At 72.1% G+C, this 14,379-nt stretch carries 15 protein-coding genes; 9 read left to right on the top strand and 6 right to left on the bottom strand.

All coding sequences use genetic code 11. The annotated features are described in order from the left end of the window. Positions 1 to 242: 242 nt before the first annotated feature. The 4 genes from OG299_RS23135 (at position 243) to OG299_RS23150 (ending at position 4,893) form a co-directional block, all read left to right on the top strand. Positions 243 to 950, top strand: a complete 708-nt coding sequence (locus OG299_RS23135; protein WP_327362487.1) for a TetR/AcrR family transcriptional regulator — start codon at positions 243 to 245, stop codon at positions 948 to 950. Between the two features lie 128 nt (positions 951 to 1,078). Beyond that, entirely contained in the window at positions 1,079 to 2,617 is a 1,539-nt protein-coding gene (locus OG299_RS23140; RefSeq protein WP_266628463.1) for an MFS transporter, read from the top strand. Positions 2,618 to 2,765: 148 nt separating this feature from the next. Beyond that, the gene (locus tag OG299_RS23145) at positions 2,766 to 3,533 is read left to right on the top strand and encodes a dioxygenase family protein (protein ID WP_327364580.1); all 768 of its coding nucleotides are present in this window, start codon (positions 2,766 to 2,768) and stop codon (positions 3,531 to 3,533) included. Positions 3,534 to 3,915: 382 nt separating this feature from the next. Next, a complete protein-coding gene (locus tag OG299_RS23150) occupies positions 3,916 to 4,893 on the top strand; it encodes a sigma-70 family RNA polymerase sigma factor (protein ID WP_327362488.1) in 978 nt (325 codons plus the stop codon). A 124-nt stretch (positions 4,894 to 5,017) separates the two neighbouring features. Here OG299_RS23150 and OG299_RS23155 read toward each other — a convergent pair whose 3' ends face one another. Beyond that, a complete protein-coding gene (locus OG299_RS23155; RefSeq protein ID WP_327362489.1) occupies positions 5,018 to 5,962 on the bottom strand; it encodes a helix-turn-helix transcriptional regulator in 945 nt (314 codons plus the stop codon). A gap of 63 nt (positions 5,963 to 6,025) precedes the next feature. Between OG299_RS23155 and OG299_RS23160 the strand changes: the two genes are divergently transcribed. Together OG299_RS23160 and pfkB are read left to right on the top strand one after the other, a co-directional pair. Beyond that, the gene (locus OG299_RS23160) at positions 6,026 to 7,597 is read left to right on the top strand and encodes an MFS transporter (protein WP_266628469.1); all 1,572 of its coding nucleotides are present in this window, start codon (positions 6,026 to 6,028) and stop codon (positions 7,595 to 7,597) included. Positions 7,598 to 7,715: 118 nt separating this feature from the next. Continuing rightward, entirely contained in the window at positions 7,716 to 8,666 is a 951-nt protein-coding gene (gene pfkB / locus OG299_RS23165) for a 1-phosphofructokinase (RefSeq protein ID WP_266628470.1), read from the top strand. Positions 8,667 to 8,702: 36 nt separating this feature from the next. Here the strand turns inward: pfkB and OG299_RS23170 are convergent, their stop codons facing one another. After that, complete coding sequence (locus OG299_RS23170) at positions 8,703 to 9,485, bottom strand: DUF6227 family protein (RefSeq protein ID WP_266628472.1); 783 nt, start codon at positions 9,483 to 9,485, stop codon at positions 8,703 to 8,705. A gap of 191 nt (positions 9,486 to 9,676) precedes the next feature. On the opposite strand from OG299_RS23170, the gene OG299_RS23175 reads away from it, so the two are divergent. Then, positions 9,677 to 10,318, top strand: coding sequence for a vitamin K epoxide reductase family protein (locus tag OG299_RS23175; protein WP_327362490.1), 642 nt, complete (start codon positions 9,677 to 9,679; stop codon positions 10,316 to 10,318). Between the two features lie 107 nt (positions 10,319 to 10,425). On the opposite strand, the gene OG299_RS23180 is transcribed toward OG299_RS23175, so the two are convergent. Then, positions 10,426 to 10,836 carry a rodlin gene (locus OG299_RS23180; protein WP_327362491.1) on the bottom strand — a complete coding sequence of 137 codons (411 nt, stop codon included), beginning with the start codon at positions 10,834 to 10,836 and terminating at the stop codon, positions 10,426 to 10,428. A 282-nt stretch (positions 10,837 to 11,118) separates the two neighbouring features. On the opposite strand from OG299_RS23180, the gene OG299_RS23185 reads away from it, so the two are divergent. Continuing rightward, complete coding sequence (locus OG299_RS23185; protein ID WP_327362492.1) at positions 11,119 to 11,688, top strand: hypothetical protein; 570 nt, start codon at positions 11,119 to 11,121, stop codon at positions 11,686 to 11,688. Positions 11,689 to 11,855: 167 nt separating this feature from the next. Continuing rightward, positions 11,856 to 12,095, top strand: coding sequence for a chaplin (locus OG299_RS23190; protein ID WP_266628476.1), 240 nt, complete (start codon positions 11,856 to 11,858; stop codon positions 12,093 to 12,095). Between the two features lie 88 nt (positions 12,096 to 12,183). Here the strand turns inward: OG299_RS23190 and OG299_RS23195 are convergent, their stop codons facing one another. The 3 genes from OG299_RS23195 to OG299_RS23205 form a co-directional block, all read right to left on the bottom strand. Beyond that, entirely contained in the window at positions 12,184 to 12,531 is a 348-nt protein-coding gene (locus tag OG299_RS23195) for a hypothetical protein (RefSeq protein WP_327362493.1), read from the bottom strand. A gap of 167 nt (positions 12,532 to 12,698) precedes the next feature. Then, positions 12,699 to 13,982 carry a chaplin gene (locus OG299_RS23200; protein WP_327362494.1) on the bottom strand — a complete coding sequence of 428 codons (1,284 nt, stop codon included), beginning with the start codon at positions 13,980 to 13,982 and terminating at the stop codon, positions 12,699 to 12,701. A 119-nt stretch (positions 13,983 to 14,101) separates the two neighbouring features. Continuing rightward, positions 14,102 to 14,335 carry a chaplin gene (locus tag OG299_RS23205; RefSeq protein ID WP_327362495.1) on the bottom strand — a complete coding sequence of 78 codons (234 nt, stop codon included), beginning with the start codon at positions 14,333 to 14,335 and terminating at the stop codon, positions 14,102 to 14,104. Positions 14,336 to 14,379 lie beyond the last annotated feature (44 nt).

Here is a 14,379-nt window from a genome sequence, read left to right on the forward strand (position 1 = left end):
TCGCCTTCGGGTCCGCGGCAGCCGGCCGGGCCCGGACTGCGCTCTGTGCGATCACCCTCCGTCGGCTGCGGCGCGCCCGCGCGTCGGGTGCGTCCGAACGGGAACCCCGAAGTGAGCCAGGTCACACATGAGGGTGAAATAACCGGGGACGCAATCCCCGTTTGTACGGGAGTCCCGCCAAGCGGGGACCGGCTCCCCGTTTGAGGGGGCGGGTACGAGTCCCAGGCCCAGGGAGGCCTCGAATGAAGCGCTCCACCACCCTCGCGGCGGCCCCGGCCGCCTTGGAGGCGGCCGGGGGCCCGGCGGGCACGGAGCCCGCCCCCACGCGGGTCCCGCGTCCGCGCGCGGACGCCGTCCGCAACCGCGAGCGGATCCTGGTGGCGGCGCGCGAGGTGCTCGTGGAGCTGGGCTCGGGCGCACCGTTCGACGAGGTCGCCCGCCGGGCGGGCATCGGCAACGCCACGCTCTACCGGCACTTCCCCGACCGGGCCGCCCTGGTCCACCACGTCGTGCTCTTCGTCATGGACCGCGTCACGGCCCAGGCCGAGGACTCGCTCGCCGAGGAGCCCGACGCCTTCGCCGCGCTGTGCCGTTTCACGCACGCGGCCGCGGACGAGCGGATCGGAGCCCTGTGCCCCATGCTCGCCGGGGACTTCGACAGCGAGCACCCCGAACTCGTCGCGGCCCGCGAGGCCTTGGCGGAAGCGGTCGAGGCCCTGGTGACGGCCGGCCAGGAGGCCGGGCTGATCCGTACGGACATCGGCGTCGGCGACCTGATGGTCGCCCTCTCCCAGCTCAGCAGGCCCCTGCCGGGCATCAGCTGCACCGAGGTGGAGGGGTTCGTCCACCGCCATCTCCAGCTGTTCCTGGACGGGTTGCGGGCCCCGGCCCGCTCCCGGCTGCCCGGCTCGGCGGCCACCCTCGAGGACCTGAGGCAGAAAACCATGTGACGCCCCGGGTCGCGCCCGCTAGCGTCGTAAACCCGGCTTAAGCGTCTTGAACATGTGAAACGTCTCGAACTTCTTGAACGTTTCGAACATCATTTTTCAGTCATTCCGCAGATGAAATGGGTACCCCCATGCCAAAAACGGCCGCGACCCTCGCGCCGGCTGCCGATCCCAGTCGCTGGAAGGCACTCGTCTTCATAGCCCTGGCGCAGCTGATGGTCGTCCTCGACGCGACCATCGTGAACATCGCCCTCCCGTCCGCCCAGACCGACCTCGGGATCTCCGACGGCAACCGCCAGTGGGTCATCACCGCGTACGCGCTGGCCTTCGGCGGGCTGCTCCTCTTCGGCGGCCGCATCGCCGACAAGTGGGGCCGCAAGAACGCCTTCATCGTCGGTCTCATCGGCTTCGCCCTGGCCTCCGCGCTCGGCGGCGCCGCCAATGGCGAGGCGATGATGCTCGGCGCCCGCGCCCTCCAGGGTGCCTTCGGCGCGCTGCTCGCCCCGGCCGCGCTCTCCCTGCTGGCCGTCATGTTCACCGACGCCAAGGAGCGCGCCAAGGCCTTCGGCATCTACGGCGCGATCGCCGGTGGCGGTGGAGCCGTCGGCCTGATCCTCGGCGGCTTCCTCACCGAGTACCTGAACTGGCGCTGGACCTTCTTCGTCAACATCCCGTTCGCGATCGCCGCGGCCGTGGGTGCCTGGCTGGTCATCCGTGAGCCCGCGGGCGGCCGCAACCGCGCCCCGCTCGACATCCCCGGCGTGATCCTGTCGACCACCGGCCTCGTCGCGCTGGTCTACGGCTTCACCCGCGCCGAGTCGGCCGGCTGGTCCGACACGGTCACCGTGGCCATGTTCATCGCCTCGGCGGCGCTGCTCGCGGCCTTCGTGTTCGTCGAGTCCCGGGTGAAGTCCCCGCTGCTGCCGCTGCGCGTCCTGCTGGAGCGCAACCGCGGCGGTGTCTACCTCTCCCTGGGCCTGGCCGTCATCGCGATGTTCGGCCTGTTCCTCTTCCTGACGTACTACCTCCAGGTCGTGAAGGAGTTCTCGCCGGTCAAGACCGGCTTCGCCTTCCTGCCGATGATCGCGGGCATGATCACGGGCTCCACGCAGATCGGCGCCCGCCTGATGACCCGGGTCCCGCCCCGGCTGCTGATGGGCCCGGGCTTCCTGCTCGCCGCCACCGGCATGCTGATGCTGACCCAGCTCGAGGTCGGGTCCTCGTACCCGGCGCTGATCCTGCCGGCGCAGCTGCTGCTGGGCCTCGGCATGGGTACGGCGTTCATGCCGGCCATGTCGCTGGCGACGCACGGGGTGAACCCGGCCGACGCCGGTGTCGCCTCCGCCATGGTGAACACCTCGCAGCAGGTGGGCGGCGCGATCGGCACCGCCCTGCTGAACACGATCGCCGCCTCGGCGACCACCGCGTACCTGACCGACCACGCGGCCGAGGCCGCGGCGGGCGGTGCGGCGGCGAAGCTGATCCAGGCCCAGGCGATGGTGGAGGGCTACTCCAGCGCCATCTGGTGGGCGGTCGGCATCCTCGTCGCCAGCTCGACCATCGCGCTGACGCTGATCAACACCGGCCGTCCGGGCGCGGGCGGCCCCGTCGCCTCCGGTGCCGGCGCGGGCGCCGACGCCGAGGTGAAGATCCCGGTGATCGCCCACTGACGCGGCTCGGGGGACCCCGGGAATGACTGCCGACCCCGTGTCGTTCAAATTTGAACGACGCGGGGTCAGTCTTGTGTCCGGCCCCCCGCAGACGAACGAGGAGCGCCCCGTGACGACCGTCCCGACCCCCGCCGAATCCCCGGCCCGCATGCCGGCGCTCTATCTGAGCCACGGCGCCCCGCCGCTCGCCGACGACCCGGTCTGGCCCGGCGAGCTCGCCGCCTGGTCCGCCGCGCTGCCCCGCCCCCGCGCGATCCTGATGGTCTCCGCGCACTGGGAGGAGGCCCCGCTCGCCCTCGGCGCCACAGAGCGGGTCCCCCTCGTCCACGACTTCCGGGGCTTCCCGGAGCGCTACTACCGGGTCCGCTACGACGCCCCCGGCGCCCCCGGGCTCGCCGCCTCCGTACGGGCCCTCCTGCGCGCCCCCGGCGCCCCCGTCCAGGACGTCCCGGACCGAGGCCTCGACCACGGCGCGTACGTCCCGCTGGTGGAGATGTTCCCGCAGGCCGACGTGCCGGTCCTGCAGGTCTCCCTGCCCACCCTGGATCCGCGCCGCCTGATGGACGTCGGCCGAAAGCTCGCGGCCCTGCGCGACGAGGGCGTCCTGATCGTCGGCAGCGGCTTCTTCACCCACAACCTGGCCGCGCTGCGGCACACCGGCCTCGGTGTCCCGTCCTGGTCGGCGGAGTTCGACGCGTGGGGCCGCGAGGCGCTGGCCGCGTCCGACGTGGACGCGCTGCTGGACTTCGAGGCCAAGGCCCCGGCCGGCCGCCTCGCCCACCCCCGTACGGAGCACTTCGCCCCGCTCTTCGTCACCCTGGGCGCCGCGGAGGCCTCCGGTGACCTCGCCCGCCGCTCCGACGCGGTCGACGGGTTCTGGATGGGTCTGTCGAAGCGTTCGGTCCAGTTCGGCTAGGAATGGGCCGGTTGTCCAGGCAACCGGAAACGGGCGAGGGCCGTCTTCAGGGGTGGAGTGCAGCCACGGCACGTGTCGCTGCGTGTGACGGCGGTCTCACGGACGCGATGCCCGTACGGGGCGGCAAGGGCTTCCGGGCCGGCCTCGAACGCGGGCCTGACCTGCACCTCTTCGGGCCCTGGCGGTATCCCGCCCGCCCCTTGAGCGGGGGATGGCGGGGCAGGATACTGCAAGATCTCGAAAAAGAGGGACCGGCGTGGGAATTCTGTCCCGATTCCAGTCGTTGTTTCCTTCGGAAGCGGGCACTCGGGAGAGTGTCCAGGGACGCAGAGCCGCGTTCCAGCAGCCGCACCGCGACCTAACTCATTGCAAGGGAGCACGCATGGCAACCCGCGCCGTCGCCCGTCGTCAGTCCAGGGGCAGCGCCCGCGCTGTGGGCGGGGAGATAGCCGACCGCGACCTGGTGGGCATGTACCTGGACGAGATCGCGCGTACCCCGCTGCTCGACGCGGCCAAGGAAGTGGAGCTCTCGCAGATCATCGAGGCGGGCGTGTACGCCCAGCAGATCCTCGACGGCGAGACGGAGCGCGAGGGCGAGACGCCGTCGCGCGAGGAGCTGGAAGCGCTGGCCGCCGAGGGAGAGCGCGCCAAGGAGATCTTCATCCGCTCCAACCTCCGCCTCGTCGTGGCCGTCGCCCGCCGCTACCCGCGCAGCGGCCTGCCCCTGCTCGACCTGATCCAGGAGGGCAACGCGGGCCTGGTGCGCGCCGTCGAGAAGTTCGACTACGCCAAGGGCTTCAAGTTCTCCACGTACGCCACGTGGTGGATCCGCCAGGCCATCACCCGCTCCATCGCCGACCAGTCCCGCACCATCCGCCTCCCGGTCCACCTGGTGGAGGAGCTCGGCCGGATCCGCCGGATCCAGCGGGAGTTCAACCGGGAGCACGGCCGGGACCCGGACCACGCGGAGGTCGCCGCCGAGCTGGACTCGACGGAGAAGCGCGTGGGCGACGTCCTGGACTGGGCGCGCGACCCGGTCAGCCTGAACATGTCCGTGGACGACGAGGGCGAGACGCAGTTCGGCGACCTCCTCGAGGACACCTCCGCGATCTCCCCGGAGCAGTCCGTCCTCTCGCTCCTGCGCAGCGAGGAGCTGGAGGACCTGCTGGGCAAGCTGGACCAGCGCACGGCGTCCATCATCAAGATGCGGTACGGCATCGATGACGGCCGCGAGCGGACCCTGACGGAGGTCGGCAAGCAGCACGGCCTGACGCGGGAGCGGATCCGCCAGATCGAGAAGCACGCGCTGCTCGAGCTGAAGCGCATGGCCCGTGACACGGGCTTCGACGCCGTGGCCTGACCCGGCCCGCGCGAAGCCCCCCGGAACGAGCCCTCGGCGTCTACCCCCCCCAGACGCCGGGGGCTCCCTTTCTGCCCTGCGGCGGCGAAGCTCCCGGCCGCCCCCGGCTGCGGAGCCGCCCCCGCTACGGAGCCGTCGCCGAAGTCAGGCGGGCGGCCAGCGCACGGGCCGCGGCCGCCAGGGCGTCCGGGGCGTGGACCGTGAAGGGGATGCCGACCAGGGCCAGGCGGGCCGCCACCCACTCCGGGGAGTCCGCGCTCGGGAACCGCACCCGGCAGCCCCCGTCCACGGGCTCGGCGTCGGCCCGCAGCCAGCCAGGCAGCGCCTCCGCCGGGCCCGCGAACGACACGTCCACCGGGTACGTCTCCCCGCCCCGCAGCCCGCGCCGTACGAACTCCGCCGCCTCCATCGGCAGCTCCCGCGGAGTGAACCGCGCGCCCGTCGCGAACGGCTCCGCCACCCGGTCCACCCGGAACGTCCGCCAGTCCTGCCGGTCCAGGTCGTACGCCACCAGGTACCACCGGCTCCCCGTGCTCACCAGCCGGTACGGCTCCACCAGCCGCCGCGAGTCCAGCCCGTCGCGCGCCCGGTACGCGAACCGCAGCCGCTCCGGCCCCGCCACCGCCGACGCCATCGTGGTCAGCGTCCGCGGATCCACGCTGGCCCCGTCCCCGCGGGTCACCGCGATCGTGGCCGACTGCAGCGCGCCCACCCGGTGCCGCAGCCGCCCCGGCAGGACCTGTTCCAGCTTCGCGAGGGCCCGTACGGAGGCCTCCTCGACCCCCTCGATCGCATGCCCGGCACCCGCCCGCAGCCCCACCGCGATGGCCACGGCCTCCTCGTCGTCCAGCAGCAGCGGTGGCATCGCGGCCCCCGCCACCAGTCGGTACCCGCCCTCCGCACCCAGCGTGGCCTCCACCGGGTACCCGAGCTCCCGCAGCCGTTCGATGTCGCGCCGGATCGTCCTCGAGCTCACCCGCAGCCGCTGCGCCAGCTCGCTCCCGGGCCATTCGCGCGGGGTCTGGAGCAGGGAGAGCAGGGTGAGCAGCCGTGCCGGGGTGTCCGTCATGTAATCCAGGTTGCCAGTCAAATAGGACACCAACTGACCTACATGCCGTCTAGGTTTCTCTCCATGAGCACCGAGACGTCCAAGACATCGCCCGAGAGAGAGAACGGGCCCGTACAAGAAGAGCGGAACGAAACCGTCCACGACGAAGCAGTTTCCAGCTCGTCCGCCGACCGCCGCCGCTGGCTGGCGCTCGCCATCGTGATGACCGCGGCCTTCATGGACCTGGTCGACGTCACGATCGTCAACATCGCGATACCCCGCATGCGCGAGGACTTCGGCGCCTCCACCAGCGCGATCCAGTGGATCACCGCCGGTTACGCGCTCGCCTTCGCCGCCGGCCTGATCACGGGCGGCCGTCTCGGTGACATCTACGGCCGCAAGCGCCTCTTCCTCCTCGGCATCGCCGGCTTCACCACCGCCTCGCTGCTCTGCGGCATCGCCGCCAACCCCGACATGCTCGTCGCCTCCCGCATCCTCCAGGGCGCCATGGCGGCCATGATGGTCCCGCAGGTGCTGGCGATCATCCACGTGACGTTCCCGCCCCACGAGCGCGGCAAGGTCTTCGGCATGTTCGGCGCGATCGTCGGCCTCGGCGCCGTCTCCGGCCCGATGCTCGGCGCCCTGCTCACCGAGTGGAACCTCCTCGGTCTCGAATGGCGCCCGATCTTCCTGATCAACCTGCCGGTCGGCATCGCCGGCGTGATCCTGGGCCGCCGGTTCATCACCGAGTCGAAGGCCCCCAAGGCCCTGCGCCTGGACGTGGTCGGTGTCGTGCTGGCCACCCTCGCCCTGGTCATGCTGATCTTCCCCCTCACGCACGGCCGCGAGAACGACTGGCCGGTCTGGGGCTTCGTCTGCATGATCGCCTCGCCCTTCGTCTTCGCCGCCTTCATCGCGTACGAGAAGTACAAGATCCGCAAGGACGGCTCCCCGCTGGTGGAGCTCTCCCTCTTCAAGGTCAAGAGCTTCGCGGGCGGCATCGCCGTCCAGCTGACCTTCGGCATCGCGACCGGCATCTTCTTCCTGGTCTGGACGATGTACATGCAGATGGGCCTCGGCTGGAGCGCCCTGAAGGCCGGCGCCACCGGCATCCCGTTCTCCCTCGCCGTCTCGGCCGCCGCGGGCGTGTCCGTGGGCAAGCTCGTACCGCGCTTCGGGCGCAAGGTGCTCCAGGCGGGCGCGCTCACCATGGCCGCGGGCATCCTCCTCTACATCTGGGAGGCGCAGCGCTACGGCATGGAGATCGCCTCCTGGCAGATGGCCGCACCGCTCGTCCTCATGGGCATCGGCATGGGGCTGATCGTCGCGCCGCTGAACGACACCGTGCTGTCCGAGGTGCCGCGCGAGCACGCCGGTTCGGCCTCCGGCCTGATCAACACCACCGGCCAGATGGGCAACGCGCTGGGCCTCGGCCTCACCTCCGTCGTCTTCTTCGGGCTGATGGACGACGACCGCGTCTTCGGTCCGCCGTACGTCGAGGCCTTCCACGGTGCGCTGTGGTGGATCGTGGCCGTGATGATCGTGATCTTCGCGGTGATGTTCGTGCTGCCGCGCAAGTCGGTCCCGATGGAGCAGCGCGAGGGCGGCAGGCAGGCCGAGGCCGCGGCCGCTCCGGAGGCCGTCCCTGCCGGGTAGCCCCACGCCGTTCCCCCTGACGGGCATGTCCGCTTCTGTTGGCGGACATGCCCGTTTGCTTTGGTTTGCTGCGGAACGGGCGTACGGTGGGCGCGTGATCCGCAGAGGTCGTGCTCGTATGATCCTCACCGTCACCCCGAACCCCTCCCTCGACCGGACGTACGAGGTCCCTTCGCTGGACCGCGGCGCCGTGCTGCGCGCCACCGGCGACCGCGTCGACCCCGGAGGCAAGGGGGTCAACGTCTCCCGCGCGGTGGCCGCCGCGGGATTCCTCACGACGGCGGTCCTCCCGCTCGGCGGCGCCTCGGGCACGGTGATCGCCGAACTGCTGGGCGCACAGGGCGTGGACGTCACCGCGGTGACGGTCGCCGGTCAGACCCGGTCGAACATCTCGCTCGTCGAACCCGACGGCACCCTCACCAAGATCAACGCACCCGGCCCCGAACTCACCGCCGAGGAATCCGGCCTCCTGCTGGAGACCGTCCGTACGGTGACCGGAGACCCGGCCTGGGTCGCGGCCTGCGGCAGCCTCCCGCGCGGCCTGGCGCCCGGGTGGTACGCCGACCTGATCGCCTGCGCCCATGAGGCCGGCGCCAAGGTCGCGCTGGACACCTCCGGCCCGGCGCTGACCGCCGCACTGCAGGCCCGCCCGGACCTGATCAAGCCCAACGCCGCGGAGCTCGCCCAGGCGGTCGGCCGCCCGCTGGCCACCCTGGGCGAGGTCGCCCGGGCGGCCCAGGAGCTCCGCACCCGGGGCGCGGGCGCGGTGCTCGCCTCGCTCGGCGCGGACGGCCAGCTCCTGGTGAGCGCCGAGGGCACCTTCCACGGCACCGCCCCCGTGGCCGCCGTCCGCAGTGACGTCGGAGCGGGCGACGCCTCCCTCGCCGGCTTCCTGATCGCGGGCGGGACCGGCCCGGCGGCCCTCGCCTCGGCCCTGGCCCACGGCGCGGCCGCGGTCCAGCTCCCCGGCAGTGCCATGCCCGTCCCCGCGGACCTGCGCCCCGAGGCGGTCCGCGTCAGCGAGAACCCGCCCCCGGACCTGCGCCTGTCCGCCCCCGCCACGCCGTGAAGCTCCGCACCCCCTAGGGGGTGTCTTGGAGCCGCCTCATCTCACCCGCGCGCGGAGCTCCATCGCCCCGCGGGCGGCCGCCTCGTTCTCGTACACCTCGCACATGTGCCGTCCGTCCGGCGTCGCTGTGTGCTCGACCTCCCACAGGCTGACCTCGCTCCCGTCCAGCAGTACGAACGAGTGCTCGTACAGGCTGAACCCGGCGCTGCGCCCGTCCGCCCTGCACGGCCGGGTGCCGAACGCCTGGGTGATCTGGTGCGCGTACGCCGATCTCAGCAACAGCGCCGTCCGCTCGCCCGGCCGGTCCGGGTTCTCCGCGCGCCGCAGCACCCTGCGGGCATGGTCGGCGGACTCCCCCACCGCGTACTCCCGGTGCCGGTGCGCCGGCGCACCGGCCGCGAACAGCGCGCTCAGCACCGCCACGTCGGTGTCCGGCTCCTCCTCGGCGGCGGCGAACGCCGGGTCCAGCTCCGGGTCGAACGCGGCCTCCGCCGGGGCGTCGCCGAACAGCCGGGCCACGGCCAGGCAGGTCTCCGCCTTGCTCACGAAGACCTCGTGCCGGATCGTCCGGTCGCCCTCCAGCCGGTACACCAGTTCCCACAGGGACGCCGAACCGCCGTCGGACAGCAGGTACGTGTGCCGGTGGGTCTCCCGCCACCGCCCCGCCGCCGGGCTGTGGTGGGTGGTGTAAAGGGAGGAGCTGTGGGCGAGCGCCGTCCCGAGGCGCTCGACCAACCGGTCCGGCAGGTCGAAGGAGTTGAGGGCGCGGCCCAGGAGTCGCTCGAGGTGCGCCTCGGTTGTCTCGTACGGATCGCTCAAGGTGGGTCTCCAGGCCGTCGCAGCTAGTGACTTCGCGGAAGCTCAACGTAGCCCCTGGCTCTGACATCACGTCCGGGGTTCGGTAAAACGTCCGGGAAGCATCAGGGGTTCCCCCACCCCTTCAGGTCAACTTGGGCAGGGATGCGCATGGTTCGCCCGGGTCTGTGCCGGAGCGGGGGAACATGGGCCGTATGGCAACGAAAACAGTGGGCCTTCCCCGCCAGCAGGGGCGGCCCCAGAGTCGACACGAGGGCGAACCGGCTGCCACCCCACGGGCGTTGGCCTGGCTGCTGGTACTGACCGGGGCCGCCGGGGTGCTGGCCTCGTGGGTGATCACCCTCGACAAGTTCCTGCTGCTGGAGGACCCGGACTTCAAGCCCGCCTGCAGCCTCAACCCCGTGGTCTCCTGCGGCAGCGTCATGAAGAGCGACCAGGCGGCGGCCTTCGGCTTCCCCAACCCCCTGCTGGGACTGGTCGCGTACGGGGCCGTCGTGTGCGTCGGCGCGGGCCTGCTGGCCGGCGCCCGCTACCGCGGCTGGTTCTGGCTGGGACTGAACGCCGGCACCGTCTTCGGAGTCGGCTTCTGCAGCTGGCTGATGGTGCAGTCCCTGTACGAGATCAACGCGCTCTGCCTGTGGTGCTGTCTGACCTGGGCGGCCACCCTGCTGATGTTCTGGGCGGTCACCGCGTACAACGTCCGCACCCGTGCACTGCCCGCGCCCGGCCCGGTGCGGATCTTCTTCACCGAGTTCGGCTGGGCCCCGCCCGCCCTGCACATCGGCGTGATCGGGATGCTGATCCTCACCCGGTGGTGGGAGTTCTGGACCGGGTGACGGCCCGGCGCGCGCGAGGGCCCCGGCAGCTGGAGGCTGCCGGGGCCCTCGTCACATCGCTCCACGGGCGCGGCGGGCCCGGACCACGGAAGGCGGGGGAGCGGAGATCAGCTGCCGAAGGCGCCGTTGCCCGACAGGACCGGGATGTTGTCCAGGATGTGCGAGAGCGGCTCGTCGCCCTTGGCCTGGGTGGAGTTCTCGGTGCACTGCTGGTTCATCGGGTTGGACAGGACCTGGATGTCCTGGACGCCGATGTTGAGGGCCGCGAGGATCGACTGCGCGTTGACCTTGACCGGCAGGCCGACGCAGGGCTTGTTGAGGGTGCCCTGGACCAGGCTGAGCTGCGGGCTCATGGCGCCTTGGGTCTTCTGGTTGCCGTAGATCTGCTGAGCACCATTGCCGTTGATGGTGTTGATCCCGTTGTCGTTGCCGATGGCCATGGCCGGGGCCGCAACAGCAGCGCCCGCGCCGACGGCGGCGGCGGTGACCGCGGCAGCAGTCATGATCTTCTTGAGCATCATTGGTCCTTTTGTCGCACGAGTGCCCGCTAGTGGAGCGCCCTGGTCAACTGCCCTGCCAGGGCGTTGGTTCCGCTGCTTCACTCAAACGGCCCGCCCGGTTCGAGGTTTTCCCCGCCCCGGGTGAGCCTCTTGCGGACGCGTGCGCGAAGCCCGTGCGCAGCCCGTACGGCCGACCGGGATCCTGCACCCTCCGGTTGCGCTCCGTGCAGGGTGTTCGCACGGTGGGTAAGGAAGCGGATCGCTCGGGTCCGCTTCTGCGCGACCAGAGAAGGAACCCCTATGCACCGTACGAAGCCGTTCCGCAGCCGCGTCCTCGTCCCGTCGGCCCTCGCCGTCGTCATACTCACCGGCGCGGCCGCCCCCGCGGGCGCCGCGGACGGTGACACGGCAGCCGCCGCCAGGAAACGAGTCGCGGCCGCCCAGCAGCAGATCGACCGCCGTGTGGCGGCGGCCGGCCCGCTCGACGACCTCCTCGCGGGGATCACCGCGACCCTGGACGGACTCCTCAAGTCCCTCCAGGGCCTGCTGCCGGGGGTGACGCTGCCGCCGATCCAGCTGCCGACGCTGCCGAACCTCCCGGCGATCCCGGCGATCCCGGCGCTGCCGATCCCCTCCATCCCCGAGATCCCCGAGATCCCGGAGATTCCCGAGATCCCGGAGATTCCCGAGATTCCGGAGATCCCCGAACTCCCCGTCTCCAAGCCGGCGGTACCTGTTTCGAAGCCGGCGGCGCCCGTGTCCAAGCCGGCGCTTCCCGTGCCCGCCGTCCCGGCGCGGCCGGCACCGGCACCGGCCAACCCGGTCCTGACCCCGGTGGAGATCGTGCCGGAGGGTCCCGGCCTCCCGTAGCGGGCGGGCAGGGTGGCAGAGGAGGGCCGGAAAATAGCGCGTGGTTACGACTATTGAGCTGAACAGGTCTGATTGCGCGCGAGGCCGTGTCGTCTGGGAGTCTGAACCGTTTCGCTCGTTGTGAGCCCCGCGTCGGGGCAGAACATCGAACAGAAGGTGCACTTCCCATGAACTCTGCCAAGAAGGCCGCCCTGGTCCTGGCCTCCGCCGGTCTCGCTGCGGCCGGTGCCGCCGGCTCCGCCATGGCCGACTCGTCGGCCGAGGGCGCGGCCGTGGGCTCCCCCGGTGTCCTCTCGGGCAACCTGGCCCAGGTCCCGGTTCACGTTCCGATCAACGTCTGCGGCAACACCGTGAACGTGATCGCGGCCCTGAACCCCACGTTCGGCAACGTCTGCGTCAACGACTGACGTCTGTCGCCGCACCTGACTGTGGGCGCCACCGGCGAGGCCGGTGGCGCCCACAGTGGTGTGTGCCCGGGGCGGTGACTCGACCGGCTCAGTGCGCCCCGCCGTTGAGCTTCACACCGCCGAGGAGCGGGGACACCTGCGTGAGCCCGTTCGCGGCGCCGAGCACCTCGCCCGGCGCATTGTTGCGGAACTGGTTGACGCGCTGCGCGGTGTCCACGACCTGGGTGACGCTCTCGCCCTGCTCGGCCACCCCGTTGCTCAGGGTCTGCGGGAGCGACTCGGTGACCGGGGCGAGCGAGTCGACCGCCGCGGTGGCCCCGCCCGTCAGGCTCATGGGGGGCAGCGCGGCCGGGGCGTCGGCCGCGAAGGCGGGAGCGGAGGCACCGAGCGCGGCAACGGAGCCGGCGATGACCGCGGCGACCTTCGTGAGCTTCATTATCGAAATCCTCTTCTTTCGTGGACAGGCGCGTCAGCGGCGACCGTCGCGCCGCTTTCGTCCTGGGTAACGATTCCGCGCCGTTCCGGAAACGCGTACGGCAACGGCCGGAGAATCCGTCAGGGGATTCTCCGGCCGATATTTCTTCTGATTACCGGTATTGCCGGTCAGGCGATACGGGACCTCCGGTACAGAATGGCGCCGCCCAGGATCAGTGCCGAGGCGAGGGCCGCCGCGGCGGCGGGCTGACCCGCGCCGGTCTCGGCGAGCGCCGGCGCCGAGACGTGGGCCGGCGCGGGAGCGGGAACGGGCGCGGCCGGGACCGGGGCCGGGGCCGGGGCTGCGGGGACGGGCGCCGGTGCGGGTGCCGGCGCCAGGTGCACGGGGGTGTCACCGGCGGGGGCGGCCGGCGGCTGGTCGGCGGGACGGACGACCTCGGGAGCGGGCGCCGGGGCCTGGGCCGGGGCGGGGTGCTCCACGAACTGGCTGCCGTGCGGCGGGGCGGGGACGGGTGCTTCCTCGGCGACGGGAGCGGGGGCCGGAAGCGGCCGGGGCGCCTGCGCGACCGGGGCCGGGGCGGGACCCGGAGCCGGCGCGGGGAGCGTCACGGGCGTCTGCGCGACCGGGGCCGGGAGGGTCACGGGGGCGGGGACCGGAGCCGGCGCGGGCTGCGGCGGCGCGGGCGCGTGCGCCACGGGAGCCTCGGGGGCCGGGGCGGGCTTCGGGGCCGGGTGGGGGACGGGCTTCGGCGCCGGCTTCGGAGCCGGGTGCCCCGCCTCCGGCTTCGGCTTCGGGTGGGGCCGCGGCTGCGGCCGTTCGGGTGCCGGGGGCGCGTGGTGGGCCGCGGGCGCCGGGGCCGGGAGGGCGTGCGGGTGGTCGTCGCACTCCTCCTCGTCCGGGCCGCCGTGGCCGCGCGGTCCGCCGTGGGCGCCGTGGTCGGCCGGTCCGCCGTGGCTCCGGTCGCCCTCCTCGCCCGATCCGCCGTAGCCGCCCTCGTCGCGGGACTCCTCGTAGCGGGGTGCCGCGTGCCGCGGCGCCTGCCGGCGGGACTCCTCGTGACGGGGCTCCTCGTGGCGCTGCTCCGGCAGCGCGTGCCGGCCGCCCTGGCGCTCCTCGAGGTAGCGCTCGAAGGCCTCGGCGTTCTCGGGGCTGAGGTAGCGCCCGTAGTCGTGGTCGGCATGTGCGTCCGAACCGGTCGTGGTGGCGCACGTGTTCCCCATCGAGGGGTTGAGCGCCGCCCCGCCGTCCACACTGTTGCCGCACACGTTCGGCGAGAGGGTGATCGGTACCGAGACGCTGTTGCCGGACAGCACACCCGGCGAATGCGAGGCCTCGGCCATCGCCCCCGAGTGCGCGTAGGCCGCGCCGGTCGCGATCGACAGCAGGCTCGAGGCGGCCGCCGCCGTGAGCACCCCCTTGCCCAGTACCTGTCGGCTCAGTACCTGTCGCATGGGTCCTTCCCTGTCTACCGGCACTCCCGCCGGTTTTGAATCGAAGGTGGCCTCGGAGTGCACCGCCGTGCACTCCGAGGCCACTCCGAGGAGGTTTGCCCTGGCGGGCAGGCGCTTCGTCAGGCGTTGACGCAGGTGTTGCCGAACGCGGGGTTCAGCAGGGCGATCACGTTGACGGTGTTGCCGCAGACGTTGACCGGGACGTTGACCGGCACCTGGAGGAGGTTGCCGGACAGGACGCCGGGGGAGCCGATGGCCTTGCCGTCGGCGACCGCGTCGGCCATGGCGGGCGAGGCGGCACCGGCGGCCATCAGAACGCCGGCGGCCAGCACCACTGCCTTCTTGTACGTCATTTGTTTTCGATCCTTCCCGCAGGGGCGTGTCCACTGCAGAAATA

The sequence above is a fragment of the Streptomyces sp. NBC_01296 genome, from assembly GCF_035984415.1.
Classification (GTDB): domain Bacteria; phylum Actinomycetota; class Actinomycetes; order Streptomycetales; family Streptomycetaceae; genus Streptomyces.